This window comes from Caloramator sp. Dgby_cultured_2, assembly GCF_028872215.1.
GTDB lineage: Bacteria > Bacillota > Clostridia > Clostridiales > Caloramatoraceae > Caloramator > Caloramator australicus.
This window is the reverse complement of record NZ_CP118396.1, coordinates 505003-519508: the sequence shown is the minus strand read 5'-3', so window position 1 is coordinate 519508 and position 14506 is coordinate 505003. Positions and strand designations below refer to the sequence as shown.

At 32.7% G+C, this 14506-nt stretch carries 11 protein-coding genes and 9 pseudogenes; 1 reads left to right on the top strand and 19 read right to left on the bottom strand.

Going from position 1 to position 14506, the window contains the following annotated elements; genetic code table 11:
* Positions 1 to 133: 133 nt before the first annotated feature.
* The 6 genes and pseudogenes from PWK10_RS03435 to PWK10_RS03410 form a co-directional block, all read right to left on the bottom strand.
* Positions 134 to 1396 carry a hypothetical protein gene (locus PWK10_RS03435; protein WP_274767382.1) on the bottom strand — a complete coding sequence of 421 codons (1263 nt, stop codon included), beginning with the start codon at positions 1394 to 1396 and terminating at the stop codon, positions 134 to 136.
* Positions 1375 to 1542: a hypothetical protein gene (locus PWK10_RS03430; RefSeq protein WP_274767381.1), complete on the bottom strand. Its 168-nt coding sequence runs from the start codon at positions 1540 to 1542 to the stop codon at positions 1375 to 1377. The genes PWK10_RS03435 and PWK10_RS03430 overlap by 22 nt, the downstream gene beginning before the upstream one ends.
* 37 nt (positions 1543 to 1579) lie before the next feature.
* The gene (locus tag PWK10_RS03425; protein ID WP_274767380.1) at positions 1580 to 1795 is read right to left on the bottom strand and encodes a hypothetical protein; all 216 of its coding nucleotides are present in this window, start codon (positions 1793 to 1795) and stop codon (positions 1580 to 1582) included.
* Positions 1796 to 1958: 163 nt separating this feature from the next.
* Complete coding sequence (locus tag PWK10_RS03420) at positions 1959 to 2108, bottom strand: hypothetical protein (protein ID WP_274767379.1); 150 nt, start codon at positions 2106 to 2108, stop codon at positions 1959 to 1961.
* Positions 2109 to 2221: 113 nt separating this feature from the next.
* Positions 2222 to 3939 (bottom strand): annotated as a pseudogene (locus PWK10_RS03415) (ABC transporter ATP-binding protein).
* Positions 3940 to 3962: 23 nt separating this feature from the next.
* A pseudogene (locus PWK10_RS03410) lies at positions 3963 to 4342 on the bottom strand (HAD family hydrolase).
* Positions 4343 to 4708: 366 nt separating this feature from the next.
* Between PWK10_RS03410 and PWK10_RS03405 the strand changes: the two are divergent.
* Positions 4709 to 5199 (top strand): annotated as a pseudogene (locus tag PWK10_RS03405) (superoxide dismutase family protein).
* 366 nt (positions 5200 to 5565) lie between these two features.
* On the opposite strand, the gene PWK10_RS19375 reads toward PWK10_RS03405, so the two are convergent.
* The 13 genes and pseudogenes from PWK10_RS19375 to accB all read right to left on the bottom strand — a co-directional run bounded on the left by PWK10_RS19375 (position 5566) and on the right by accB (position 14492).
* The gene (locus PWK10_RS19375; RefSeq protein WP_446715330.1) at positions 5566 to 5787 is read right to left on the bottom strand and encodes an RsiV family protein; all 222 of its coding nucleotides are present in this window, start codon (positions 5785 to 5787) and stop codon (positions 5566 to 5568) included.
* A gap of 20 nt (positions 5788 to 5807) precedes the next feature.
* Positions 5808 to 6314 carry a DUF4163 domain-containing protein gene (locus PWK10_RS03400; protein WP_274767378.1) on the bottom strand — a complete coding sequence of 169 codons (507 nt, stop codon included), beginning with the start codon at positions 6312 to 6314 and terminating at the stop codon, positions 5808 to 5810.
* 66 nt (positions 6315 to 6380) lie between these two features.
* Complete coding sequence (locus tag PWK10_RS03395) at positions 6381 to 6974, bottom strand: ABC transporter ATP-binding protein (RefSeq protein ID WP_274768089.1); 594 nt, start codon at positions 6972 to 6974, stop codon at positions 6381 to 6383.
* Between the two features lie 374 nt (positions 6975 to 7348).
* The gene (locus PWK10_RS03390; protein WP_274767377.1) at positions 7349 to 7825 is read right to left on the bottom strand and encodes an ABC transporter transmembrane domain-containing protein; all 477 of its coding nucleotides are present in this window, start codon (positions 7823 to 7825) and stop codon (positions 7349 to 7351) included.
* 199 nt (positions 7826 to 8024) lie between these two features.
* Positions 8025 to 8747 (bottom strand): annotated as a pseudogene (locus PWK10_RS03385) (amidohydrolase); the annotation flags it as partial.
* Positions 8748 to 8776: 29 nt separating this feature from the next.
* On the bottom strand, positions 8777 to 9037 hold the full coding sequence (locus tag PWK10_RS03380) for a hypothetical protein (RefSeq protein WP_274767376.1): 261 nt from the start codon (positions 9035 to 9037) through the stop codon (positions 8777 to 8779).
* An 8-nt stretch (positions 9038 to 9045) separates the two neighbouring features.
* Positions 9046 to 9609, bottom strand: coding sequence for an amidohydrolase family protein (locus PWK10_RS03375; RefSeq protein ID WP_274767375.1), 564 nt, complete (start codon positions 9607 to 9609; stop codon positions 9046 to 9048).
* 204 nt (positions 9610 to 9813) lie between these two features.
* Entirely contained in the window at positions 9814 to 10374 is a 561-nt protein-coding gene (locus PWK10_RS03370) for a biotin--[acetyl-CoA-carboxylase] ligase (RefSeq protein ID WP_274767374.1), read from the bottom strand.
* Between the two features lie 59 nt (positions 10375 to 10433).
* Positions 10434 to 11321 (bottom strand): annotated as a pseudogene (locus PWK10_RS03365) (acetyl-CoA carboxylase carboxyltransferase subunit alpha); the annotation flags it as partial.
* Positions 11322 to 11396: 75 nt separating this feature from the next.
* Positions 11397 to 12208, bottom strand: a pseudogene (gene accD, locus PWK10_RS03360) (acetyl-CoA carboxylase, carboxyltransferase subunit beta); the annotation flags it as partial.
* 59 nt (positions 12209 to 12267) lie between these two features.
* A pseudogene (locus PWK10_RS03355) lies at positions 12268 to 13612 on the bottom strand (acetyl-CoA carboxylase biotin carboxylase subunit).
* A gap of 4 nt (positions 13613 to 13616) precedes the next feature.
* Positions 13617 to 14050, bottom strand: a pseudogene (fabZ, locus tag PWK10_RS03350) (3-hydroxyacyl-ACP dehydratase FabZ).
* A gap of 3 nt (positions 14051 to 14053) precedes the next feature.
* Positions 14054 to 14492, bottom strand: a pseudogene (gene accB / locus PWK10_RS03345) (acetyl-CoA carboxylase biotin carboxyl carrier protein).
* Between the last annotated feature and the right edge of the window lie 14 nt (positions 14493 to 14506).

Here is a 14506-nt window from a genome sequence, read left to right as displayed (position 1 = left end):
TGTATGCTCCCCATTAGGGGAGCATATTTTATAGTCTATCTTATAATTATTACCTTTACATCACCCTTTGGAAGGGAAATTTCTAAATTGTTATTTTTAATATAGGCATTATCATCATCTTTTATCGATAATATCAATTTTGCATCTTTAAATTTTTCTCCAATTTTTTCTCAATATTGGACAACCTTACCTTTAGATTAACATCCCTATCAAAATCCCCATTTGCAGCTATTAATAAGAGTTTTTCATTTTTACCATCTAATTTATATGCTAAAACTATTGTAGAATCATCTCCAGAATTTATCTTTATAAAGTTTTCTACCTTTAAATATTTTAAATATTTTTCCCTTATTTTATTTACCCCTTCAATTAAATCTATCATTTCTTCCTTACCTTCGTTTGTCCAGTGAAGGGCATATTTATCGAAAAAGGCTAGCTTGCCATAGAAAGGATCCTCCTTAGGCAGCACATATCTCCCATCAGGCTGAGGATCTAATCCTAAGTTCATTGGCTGAACTTCAAATATTTCCATACCTGATGTAACAAAAGGAACAGCATTTGGTAAGAAGTTATTTAAAACAACTGATAGCTTTGAAAAATCCCTTCCGCCTTTTCTCGATGCTGCCCTTGGAGTGTCTGGCATTTCTGATGCAGCAAAAACAGGAACTTTAAGCTTTGCAACATCATAAATCATCCTCTTAAAATGGCCTTCCTCTATTCTAGGTTCAGTCCACCAGTATTCTCCTATAACCATATTATATCCGGCTTTTTTAGCCTTTTTGTCAGCTTTATTATTTAATTCTTCAGCAATAAAGCAAAAATCCTTATCAAATTGCCTTGGTTTTTCTATGATCATCTTCTCAAGTTCCGATGGAAGGGCATGACCCATATCTATTCTTGCACCATCGATGCCAAAATTTCTTTGGTAGTGGGGAATAATGTCAGAAATTTTTTCCCAAAGCTCAATATTCTTAATTTTTCCCTTAAACACATTTCCCCTTATGATATCAAACAAAATATATGGCGGCTGATCTTTTCCAACAAATTTTGCCGATTTTATTGGGTTATCAAGATAAAGCCTTAAGTAAGTAACATCGCTCCAGGGAGGCTGCGGGTCATTAATACAATCTGAAAAGGCAGGTGCTGTCGTTATTCCAAATTCCTCTTCAATTAATTGGAAAAAGTCGATATTTTTATTTTCTTTACATCTTTCCTTTATGCTTTCCCATTTTGCAGGATCTAATTTATCTGGCGACGGAACAAATAATTTAAGGTGCTCCTTAACCTCCTTGGCAGCATAAATTTTTTCAATATTATCCTTTTCAGCCTTTGTAAAAGGTTCAAAGCCTTCTATTTTAGGTGGATGATACTTATCTAAATCTTTTTTCTTATCCAATAAAACCAATCTGGATGTTCTAATATAAGATCTGAATCCCTCGCCGAAGTTCTTGGAATAATATCTATCATAGTTCTAATTCCAAATATATGGCATGCTTCAACAAAGGCCTTAAATTCATCATCAACAGTTGTTGTGTTTAACATATTATCCTTAAGAACAGGATCTATTTCAAAAAGTTTTTTATAGCATAGGGGGACCCCATTTCACCCTTAGCATATTTTGTGCTGTTTTTGTAATAGGAAGCATATATATTGCCTTAAATCCCATTCTCTTTATTAGGGGTAATAAAGCTAATGTTTTTATAAATGTTCCTGTATCGTTAAGCCCAAATTTGTTTTTAACCTCAAGACTTCTATCACCATCATGGTCCCAAGCCGAAGACGTTCTTATCTGCATGCCATATACATTGCTTTTTTAATCCAATCTCCTCCTATGTATCCCTTTTCATGTCCTTCCTTTTTTATTTTTGACAAAGGCAAACTGTAATTATTGTTATCCTTCATTAAAGGCAGAAAATTCTTTTCAATACATTCTGCAAAGAATCTATATGGGTTTACTGTTATTGTTCCGTCTTCATTTTGCTTTTTTCTTCTCCGGAATATGAAAATGTATCCCAAAGGGCTGGTATTCTATAATCCATCCCTTCCCCATGTTTTATTTTAAGTTTCAGCTCATGTAAAACTTTTATTAAAGCACTATCTAACCCCATAAATTGCCTCCTTAAAAATTACTTAATAATTAATAAATAGCTTTATGCAATCGTTTGAACACATAATTATTATACAACAAAATCCCCTATAAAAACAGGGGATTTTAAAAATTTTATGCAATATCAAACTGATTTACATAAAGACTATAATATTTTCCTTTTTTTCTTAAAAGTTCATGATGGCTTCCTTCCTCTTCTATACCATTCTCGGTTAGGACTATTATTCTATCTGCATTTTTAACTGTAGCTAATCTATGGGCTATAATTAATGTTGTCCTATTTTTAGCAAGATCCTCTATGGACTTTTGAATGATAGCCTCGCTTTCATTATCAAGGGAAGAAGTTGCCTCATCTAAGATTAGAATTGGTGGATTTTTAAGGAACATCCTTGCTATTGAAATTCTCTGTTTTTGCCCACCAGAAAGTTTAACTCCCCTTTCTCCAATATATGTATCATAACCATTTGGAAGCTGCATTATAAAATCGTGGGCATTGGCAGCCTTTGCAGCTTCAACAATTTCCTCAAAGGTTGCATCGAGTTTTCCATAGGCTATATTTTCCCTTATAGTTCCTGCAAATAAGAAAACATCCTGCTGAACAATTCCAATATTTCTCCTTAAAGATTTTAATGCTATATACTTTATATCTATTCCATCTATAGTTATCCTTCCTTCATCGATTTCATAAAATCTTGGAATTAAATTACAAAGAGTAGTTTTACCTGAACCTGAAGGTCCTACGATTGCAACGGTTTCACCGCTTTTGATTTTAAAATTTATATTTGATAAAACTGTCCTTTTATCATCGTAGCTAAACTTAACATCTATAAATTCAATATCCCCTTTTACCTTTTCTAATTCAATTGCACCCTCTTTGTCCTCAATATAAGGTTTCATATCTATTATTTCAATAAACCTTTTAAAGCCTGACATCCCATTTTGAAAATCTTCAGTAAATCTTAGTATTATTGTAAGAGGTCTTAAAAACTGGCCAATATAGAGCATAAACGCCACTAAATCACCTACGTTTATTTCACCTTTAGAAACCATAAGCCCTCCAAAGGTCAAAGTTATTAGGACGGCAATATTTGCAAAATAGTTGTTAACTGAATCAAATATGCCTATATATCTTACTGCTTTAGTCCTCTGATTTTTAAACCTTAAATTACCCTCATCAAACTTTTTAATTTCATATTCCTCGTTTGTGAAGGATTTAACCACCCTAATTCCAGAGATGCTGTCCTCTATTCTGCTGTTTATATCCGCAATAATTCTTCTTTGTTCCATAAAAACGCTCTCGAATTTGTTATTAAACTTTATCATAAAGTAGATCATAAATGGAATAATCGTGAAGGATACCAATGTTAACTTAACATTGATATTTAGAAGGACAAAAACGTTCCAATTAATAGAATGACAGAGAGGAAAATATCCTCCGGGCCATGATGTGCAAGCTCTGAAATCTCCCTTAAATCGTTAACAATCCTTGACATTATTTGCCCTGTTTTTGTGTTATCAAAGTAGCTAAAGGATAATTTCTGAATATGCGAAAATATTTCCTTTCTCATGTCGTATTCTATTCTAACCCCAAGAACATGGCCGTAATATCCTACGAAGTATTCCATTAGCATTTTAAAGGAGTAAATTAAGAAAAGCAGTAGGCTAAATTTTAAAATCATAATCATGTTTTTAGTTGGAATAATTATGTTAATAAGCCTTCTCGTCAAAAGAGGATATATTAAATCTGTTATAGTAACAAATAACGCGCAGGAAATATCAAAAATAAACAAGGCCAAATGAGGCTTATAATATTTTGCAAACCTTTTGAGCATATAATCCTCCTAAATCCTTTACTTTAATCTAAATTTATATTGAAATTATTAAGCTCCTCAAGAAGCCGATTGGCATCCTTAAATTTTATTGTGTTAATTCCAAGTATTTTAGCCCCTTCTAAATTCTCATCAAGATCATCTATAAATAAGGTTTCCCTTGGATTTAGATTAAACTTATTTAATAGATGTTCGTAAATCTGCCTTTCGGGTTTTACAAAGTTAATATCACAGGATATAACCATCCCATCAAATAACCTAAAAAATCATTTTTCTTTATTGTCCATTCAAAGGCCTTTTTGTGATAGTTAGAGAGGACGAAAAGTTTGAATCCTTTTTCCTTTAATTTTTTTAGTATTTTAACCGTCTCATCGATTGGGACTAAAATATCATGCCAATTTGCCATTGCCTTTTTTATTATATGTGAATCCTCATCTGAAACCCTACAAAACCTTTCAATGGCTTCTTCCTCTGTAATTGTGCCTCTATCTAGCATCTTCCATTCTTGACTTTCAAAAATAACTTTGTAAACCCTTTCTAAAACATCCCCTTCGCAAAAGTTTAATAAATACTTTTTGGTTCAAATCTAATCAAGACATTTCCAAGATCAAAAACGATGTTTTTATCACGCCCTCACCCCACCTTTTGCAATATCTAAGTTAAATTATAACACCAAGGAAAAATTTGTAAAGAATTCTTTAAAATTTACACTCACGCTTTAGTCTTAATTGCATATATTAAAATTGATGAATTTTTAATGGTGAAAGATATGATGAACTATTTAAACTTTTTCTCTTCAATGATTTATGATGTTGCCTATGCAAAAATAAAAGGAAGCCGGATTTATCCAAGTATAAAAGGCTTAGTGATTTTCTATCAAACAGACGATGGAGTTTTAGTATATGTTAATGTAGAAGGGCTACCAAATTATAAAAGTGACCCAAACAATGTAAGTCCTATAGGGCCCCATGGTTTTCATATCCACGAATTTGGGAATTGTTCTGAAGATGCAGACTCCTTTATGACAGCCGGTGGGCATTATAATCCTACTAATCAGCCCCATGGAAATCATGCCGGAGACTTTCCAGTTCTTTTTCCAACGATGGTAAAGCCTTTATGGTTTTCTACACAAATAAGTTTAAAGTAAGAGACATAATTGGAAAATCAGTAATAATACACGAAAATCCTGATGATTATAGAAGTCAGCCTGCTGGAAATTCAGGTAAAAGAATCGCCTGTGGAGTTATAAAAAAATTTATTTAGAATATAAAAAATGTTGGGCTATATAGCCCAACACAGACTGTTGAAATGGTTATTTTTTTATAAGCCCCGTGAAGGATTTCCCTGGCATTCGCTCATTTCGCTAAGCAATTCTAAGCTTTTCTTTGTTTTCAAAAGTCCTACCCTCGTGAGACGATATCCGTGTCGGCCACTCGGCTCTGCACGTCCGTGTGCAGAATTACGGACTTTTTAAAAGTCAAAAGCAAGAATTGCTAAAGCTTATGAGAGATGCCTTTTTGAAATCCTATCACGGGACTCTTGCAATGTATAAACATCAAAGAAGGTTTGTTTTTAATCTGAATGTTGGGCTACATAGCCCAACATAAGTCTTGAAAAGCCGTCTTATTTTTATTTACATTCTTTAATTATCTCAGTATTTATTCCATCACCAAACAAGGTAAAAGGAATCTTAAACTCTTGTATTCCAGAAACATATGGTGCAAGCTCATAGAGGCCATAAATTACTACTATTCCATCCTTTGTGATATAAAAGGGCTGTTTATCAGTAAACTGTGAAACAGTTTCAAGGGCATCATCAAAGTAAGGAATATCGTTTTTGTTCTCCTTTATCTGCCTTTGGATTTCATTTATTATAATAGTCTTATAATCAAAGCCTTTTTAAATATATCTTTGTATCCAATGATTTTCCCTGTTTTTAGGTTTATGTTATATGGTTTTAATGTAGTATTTCCATGGGCTCCACCTGTATATTCGTAGAATGTAACAGGAATGCTTAATATGCAGTTGCAGTTATAAGCGACCTTAAACCTTGTATATGCTTCATAAGGATTTCTTAAAACTCCGTCCTTTTTAGCTTGCATTGCAAGCTTTTCTATTCTCCTGCTAAAGGCAAATATGTCTTTAACAAACATTTTGTTTATTCTCGACTGAATGTGCAAATTCTTTAGCCCCGTTAAATTTGGAACATCCAAGTTAGACTTAATAAGATCCGTAATTTTTTCATAATGGAAGGTTCTAACGTTAACATTGCACTCTTGGGTTGCTTTAGATTGATTAGGTTCTGCAAAAACATTTGCTGCATTAAAAAACATTACGTTTATTGCGATTAAAAAATTGCAATAATTCTTTTCATCCAAACACCTTCCTTCATAATTTTTCTATATTTAATTTTCCCTAAAGGAAGGTAATTATTACTTTTCTTTTTACATATTCTCTAATAGTAAAACCCCGTCTTCTAGTCTATAAACCTTATCACAAATTTCAAAAATATCTTCATCATGAGATATAATTATAAAGGTCTTGTCCTTAAGATATGAGTCTAAAAAGTTTATAACCTTTTTCTTATACTTTATATCAATAAAATTTAAAGGTTCATCTAAAATGTAAATATCAGCATTTTTAGATAATCCCCTTGCAAGCTGAACTATTTTCTTCTCGCCACCAGATAAACTTTGTCCTTTATTACTAACCCCTTCTTCTAAAATAACATTATTGTTATTGATTAATGCCAACAAATCTTCTTTAATCTCTTTTTTAATATCTGATTCTGAGTTCAAATTAATATTTTCAATTATTGTTGTATTAAAGATGTAGGCTTCAGAAGGAATTAGAATAATTTTTTCTCTTAAGCCAGATGGATCAATTAACTGATAGTTTATATCATTATAATAAATAGTGCCAGATATAGGATTAATTAATTTAATAATCAAATAACTCAAAGTCGATTTTCCTATTCCATTTCTTCCCTTTATACCAATTTTATCTCCCTTATTTATAATAAAGTTTAAGCCTTTGATTATTTGTTTATCATCATAATAAAAATCTACATCTTTTAATTTTAGAGATTTAAAGTCATCAAGTTTAAAAATTGATCCCTTATTTTCTTCATCAATATCAAATAAACTCTTAATTCTTTCTAATGAAAGTAATGATAATCTTAATTTTTAGGAAATTCCATAAAAATTCAATGGGGTCCCATAAACGTGAAAAATATAAGGAAAATGCCACTAAAGTTCCTGCTGTTATTACCCTTCTATAAACCAAATAACCTCCAATGCAGTAAATTAAAAGTGAAGCTAAATTCATGGTTCCTGTTACTATCACAAATTCATAAATAATATTAAGCTTAATCTCTTTATTATATAATCCAAAAATATTCTCTATTACTTTTTTATCTTTTTTCAATATAAAATATTGAATTATGTGCTCTTAATGTTAAAATTCCATTATAAGCTTCTTCTACTATACTATCTATCTCTTCATTCTTTTTCATAATTTCGCTATTAAGCTCATTTAATTTTGGAATAAAAATCTTTGTAAATAATATAAAAATAGGTATTAATAAAAGTAAAACCAATGTAAGAAATATATTCAACTTAATCATGATTAATATAACTGTTGAAACATAGAATAAGTTAATAATAAAAGTTGAGTAATCTGAAATAATTAAATTTTTTATTTTATCAATATCTTTATTGATTCTTTGTGTAAAATAACCTAAGTCCTTTTTTAATAATTCTCCATATTCTATGTTATTAATCTTCTTTATCATATCCTGTTTTAAACTGTTAATAACATTAATTTCAATAAAATTTTGAAAATAGTATTTTAAACTTAAAAATAAAATAAATAAAAGTGTAGCTACCAAAAATAAAGAGCGTTATTCATAAGTTGTTCTAAATTATTCCCTTTTACAGCTTCATCTATTAAGTTTTTGTAATCATAGGAATAAAAATTATAGTAATTTTATGTAATACCGAGAGGAAAAAATATGTAAATGCATAAATTTTAATCCTTTTAAGATATGTCCATAAAAAATAAAAAGAATCTATCATGTAATCCCCCTATTACTTTATATAACCCACTTCACCGTCGATAACCGTCATAAATATTTCCACATCCTTAATTTGTTCAGTATTTATATTGAAAATGTCCTCCTCTAGAACAACAAAATCCGCATATTTGCCCCTTTCCAAGGTTCCATAAATATTTTCCATATAATTTGCATATGCTGCATTTTTAGTGTAACATTCTACAGCTTGTTTTACTGTTACATTTTCCCCTTTGTTTAAGTTAATATCATTTACAGCACAATGTATTCCAAGAAGCGGTTCGAATCCATTAAAATCTTTCCCTTCTTTATTTTTCAATGTTGCTGCTCCAAAGGGCGTATCGCTATTGAATATTACCTTGATTCCCTTTTCCAAAAATGTTCTAAACCTATATGTATCCTTTATTCTTCTCTCTCCTACCCTCTTTAAAGTTAATTCCTTTTCTAAAGTAAAAATAGGCTGGAATGAAGCTATGAGGTTTAAATTTTTAAATCTTTCAATATCTTCATCCCTTATTATTTGAATATGTTCAACCCTATTTCTTACATTTTTATTTGGATATATCTTATAAAGCCTTTCATATATATCCAAAAACTTTTTAATTGCAAGATCTCCGATTGCATGAAGAGCTATAGGAAAAGTGTTTTTTAATGAGAATTCAATAATATCTTCAAGCTCATCATCCCTTAGCGTCTGAACTCCTTTATTATCTGGTTCATCTTCATAGCCTTCTATTAGTAAAGCTGTTTTAGAGCCAAAACTTCCATCTAAAAAATATTTACAGGGGCCTTTTTTATTTTCATCCCATCTTCAAGTTCTAAAAACTTTTCAAGTTCTTTGCTTTTGCCTAAGCCTCCACAGGCCATCCTAATTTTTAATTTTCCTTCCTCTTGAAGCCTTTTGTAAATTTTAAAAATCCTTGGATATTGCGTCATAATATCGTTAACCATTGTAATTCCACTTTTTAAAAGCTCCCTTTGAAGCACCATTAGTGCATTTTCAAAGTAGCTCTCATCTATCCTTTCCATAACAAGCCCTAATATTTCAAAAACCCATTCTTCATAAAAAGCCCCGTTAATCCCTCATCATCCTTTATAGCATTTTTAGAAATTCTAATATTTTCGTCCTCATTTAATCCTAATAATTTTAAAGCTTTAGAGTTTAAAACCATAGAATGTCCGTCCTGCCTTACAAGGCAAACAGGCTTATCATTTATAACTCTATCTATATCGTATCTGTTAGGCATTCTACCTCCAAATATTCCCTCATCCCATCCAGAACCTATTACCCATTCAGTGTCCTTTGATTTGCTAAAGCTTATTAATACATTTTTAAACTCTTCAAAGGTTTCTATTCCCTTTAAATTTAAGTCAACTATACTCCTTGCAGCTTCTATCACATGAATATGGCTTTCTGTAAATCCAGGTAAAACAAGCCTTCCCTGAAGATCGACAATTTCAGCGTCATAATATTTTTCTTTTAAACTATCATAATCCCCCAAATCCTCAATCCTGCCATCCCTTACAAACATCGAATCATACACACTGTTTTTATCATCCATCGTCCTTATAACCCCATTGATATACAAAGTTTTCCCCATACCTTTCCCCCTATCCTTTGTAAATTTTTCCTATTAATATATTAACATATTTTCTAGGTGTAAAACATAATGGATATAAAACAGCTAATTTATCTTTTATCATTTATTAAAATATCATAAGAATTAGTAAGGGATGGCATCTAATATTAACACCACCCCTTACTAAACTTAAGCCTATATAAATAAATCCATATTTTAGAAATGTCAAAAAGTCAAAATGTCAAGTGGCAGGCACTCTAATAATATCGCTAGAAATTCCTCTCTGGATATTTCATATCCTAAGACCTGTTTTATGGATATTGCAATATCTTTTAGTTCATCTTCAAATTCCTCTTGATTTATGTTTATTCCTATGCCTAATATGGCATATTTAACTTTTTCTGAGGAATAAAATATTTCCGTTAATATTCCGCATACCTTTTTCTCATTTAAGTAAACATCATTTGGGAATTTTAAAGTGGCATTAAGGTTATATTTTTCTAATGTTCTAATCACAGCCTTTGCTGCAGCAATGCTTAATAAAGACGTATCCTTTATCCAATCAGGATGGAGAACTATCGATAGGGCTATAGATTTCCCCTTATAGGTAGACCAGCTTCTTCCATGAGTTCCTCTGCCCTTTGTTTGTTCCTCAGCTAATATACAAAGTCCCCATTCTCCATTTTCGGCATATTCCCTTGCAATATCATTTGTTGAGGTAACAGATTCAAAAAAAGTATTTTTCTTCCTAAAACATCTGTGTTTAAATTCGAAAAAACTTTTCAAAGTCAAAATCAACCCTTCCAAAGACTTTATACTCATTTTTAATCATCAGAACTTCACCATCACTCTAGAAATTTGCCCATTCTTCTAAATTTTTCGTATCTACTATTGAGCAAAGTTTCTATATCTAGATTCCTTAATAATTCTAATTCATCTACAAGGCTTTGTTTTATTGATTTTGCAGTTTCATCAACATCCCTATGGGCACCACCTATAGGCTCTTTAATTATCCTATCTATTATTCCAAAATCTAAAAGGTCCTGTGCCGTCAATTTCATCAAAGAAGCTGCCTCTTTGGCCTTTGAAGCGTCCTTCCATAGAATACTTGCAAAACCCTCGGGAGATAAAATGGAATAAATAGCATGCTCCAACATCCAAACCCTATCTCCTACTGCAAGGGCAAGGGCGCCACCACTCCCTCCTTCACCTATTACAATAGAAATTATCGGTGTTTTCAAATTAGACATTTCAAATAAATTCCTTGCTATTGCCTCTCCTTGACCGCGCTCCTCTGATCCGATTCCACAAAAGGCACCAGGTGTATCAATAAAACAAATAACTGGTCTTTTAAACTTTTCCGCCTGCTTCATAAGCCTTAGAGCCTTTCTATAACCTTCAGGATGGGGCATACCAAAATTCCTTTTTATATTTTCCTCAGTATTTTTGCCCTTCTGCTGTCCAATTACCGTAACAGGTTTTCCTTCTAAAAGGGCAATACCTCCTAAGATTGCAGCATCGTCTTTATATAACCTATCACCATGAAGCTCTATAAAATTATCAAATATCCTTTTGATAAGGTCTAATGAAGTTGGCCTTTCTATCTTCCTTGCAAGTAAAACCTTATCCCAAGGGGTTATATTCTTAAAAGAATCCCTTTGAAGTTCCTTTAATTTGTTCTCTAAAATTTCAATTTCGCTGCTTAAATCTATATTTTGAAGTTTAGAAAACTCCTTTAATTCCTTTATCTTTTTCTGCAGCTCCTCAGAAGCCTTTTCGATTTCAAAAATATTCAAACTATCACCCCTATGGATTAAAAGGATTTGGTAGAGGGTTTCTTTAAGATTTTCCCTTTCAACTATTAGATCTACAAATCCGTGCTCTAACAAGAACTCTGCCCTTTGAAAGCCTTCCGGAAGCTTTTGTTTTATTGTCTGCTCTATAACCCTTGGTCCTGCAAAGCCGATTAATGCATTTGGTTCAGATATTATGATATCCCCAAGCATTGCAAAGCTTGCGGTAACTCCTCCTGTAGTTGGGTCAGTTAAAACGGAAACATATAAAAAGCCTAAATCAGAATGCCTTTTTAATGCTGCACTTGTCTTTGCCATTTGCATAAGGGAAAATATACCCTCCTGCATCCTGGCTCCTCCTGATGCTGTAAATATTATAACAGGCAGCCTTTTTTCCGTTGCCCTTTCAACTGCCCTTGTTATTTTTTCACCTACAACCGAGCCCATACTGCCCATTAAAAAACGGCTGTCCATTACTGCAATTACACAATCAGTTCCTTTAATTTTTCCTTCTCCTGTTACAACTGCTTCTTTAAGTCCTGTTTCATCTATTAATTTTTTTATTTTTCCTTCGTAATCCGGATAAGAAAGGGGATTTAGAGTTGAAAGATCCTTATCATATTCCAAAAATGTTCCTTCATCTATAATCAACTTTATCCTCTGCCATGCCGTCATTCTAAAATATTTATTGCAGTTGGGGCATTTCATAAGATTTTTTCTATATCTTCCTTTAAAACTATCTTTCCACAGTCATCGCATTTTGTAAAAAGGCCGTCGGGAATATTTACCTTAACCTCTTTTTCTTCCCTTTCCTCTTTTTTATCCACTTTTTGAGGAACCGTTACATATTGTCTTTTTTAAAAAGATTTATCATCTAATCACCACCCTATTTTAGGTGTAAAAATCTTGCTAAATATCCTGTATCATAAATTCCTTCTATGAATTCCCTTTGATTTAGAAGTTCATAATGAAGGTCAATATTAGTTTTAATCCCTTCTATAACAAATTCCTCAAGGGCCCTTTTCATCCTCTCTATAGCCTCGTTTCTATCCCTTCCATGGGCTATTAGTTTAGCAATCATGGAATCATAGGTTGGTGGAATGCTATAGCCTTGATAAATTGCGCTATCTATCCTTATTCCAAGTCCTCCCGGGAAATGCAAAAGTCTATCCTTCCTGGGGAAGGTCTAAAGCCATTTTGAACGTCCTCAGCATTTATTCTGCATTCAATTGCATGTCCCTTTAGCATAACATCATCCTGTTTTATATTTAACTTTTCTCCAGCTGCAATTTTAATCTGTTCCTTTATAAGGTCTATTCCGGTTATCATCTCGGTTATTGGATGTTCTACCTGAATTCTTGCATTCATTTCTATAAAATAAAAATTACCATGTCTATCTAATAAAAACTCAATCGTTCCTGCGTTTTTGTAGTTAACCGCCTTTGCAGCCTTTACTGCAACCTCCCCCATCCTTCTTCTTAATTTTTCATCTAACACAACCGATGGAGCTTCTTCTATAATCTTTTGGTTTCTTCTTTGCATTGAACAGTCCCTTTCACCGAGATGAACTATATTCCCATAAGAGTCGGCAAGTATTTGAAATTCTATGTGTTTAGGATTTTCGATGAATTTTTCAATATACATAGAATCATCACCAAAGGCATTTTTGCCTCATTCTTTGCCATATCAAATGCCTTTTTAAGCTCTTCTTCATCCCTTACAATTCTAATGCCTCTTCCACCGCCGCCTGCAGCAGCTTTAACCATAACAGGAAAGCCAATTTTCCTTGCAATTTCAATTGCCTCTTCTAAATTTTTAATTTTACCTTCAGAACCGGGGACTACAGGAACATTAGCCTTTATCATTATCTCCCTTGCCTTTGCCTTATCCCCCATCATGTCAATTGATTCAGGGGAAGGACCTATAAAGGTTATATTGCAGTCCTCACAAAGCTTTGCAAACTTGCTATTTTCAGATAAAAAGCCAAATCCAGGATGGATGGCTTCAGCCTTTGTAAGGGCTGTTGCACTTATTATATTTTCCATGTTTAAATAACTATCCTTTGCCCTTGCAGGTCCTATACAAACAGCCTCATCCGCCATTTGAACATGCAGAGCATCCTTATCTATCTCTGAATAAACAGCAACAGTCTTAATTCCCATTTCCCTGCAGGCTCTTATTATTCGAACAGCTATTTCTCCTCTGTTTGCTATTAAAATCTTTTTAAACATAGCATCACTCCTCAAGCCCAATTACAAAGGAAAGCTCCGCTTCACAGGCCTTTTTATCGCCAACATAAGCTATCGCCTTTCCAATTCCCATAGGTCCCCTTCTTTTTATTATCTCAACCTCAAGCCTTAATACATCGCCGGGAATAACCTTTCTTCTAAATTTTGCTTTATCTATACCGGCAAAGTAGGCAACCTTACCTTTAAATTCATCTAAAGAAAGGATTGCAACTGCACCAACCTGTGCCAGAGCTTCAATTATTAAAACTCCAGGCATAACCGGTTTTCCTGGGAAATGACCTTGAAAAAATGGCTCATTAATGCTAACACATTTTGTCCCCACAGCCCTTTCACCAGGAGTAACTTCCTCTATCCTATCTATAAGCAAAAAGGATATCTATGGGGGATAATATTCATAATATCTTCTATATGCATAATCATCACCTACACCCTGATTTTAAATAGTTCTTGTCCGTATTCCACTATCGTTTCATTCTCTATTAGTATCTCTACGATTTCGCCATCCACATCGCTTTGGATTTCATTCATTATCTTCATAGCCTCAATTATGCATAAGGTATCTCCCTTTTTACCTTTGTTCCCACTTCAACAAAGGGCTTTAAATTAGGACCTGGGGATCTGTAGAAGGTTCCTACTAATGGGGCTTTTATGACATGTAGGTTTTCTTCCTTTACTTTCACTTCTTTATCCTCAAGTTTTTCCTCTTGAGGTGTCATTTCTTTTTAACTTCCTTTACAACCTCTTTGACTTCATAGCCTTCCTTTTTCATTCTGATAGTAATATCATTGCTTATTATCTCAATAAAAGTAAGACTTGAATTATCCATTGCCTTTATTATTTCCTGAATAGCCTTAATGTCCAATTAAATCACCCCAA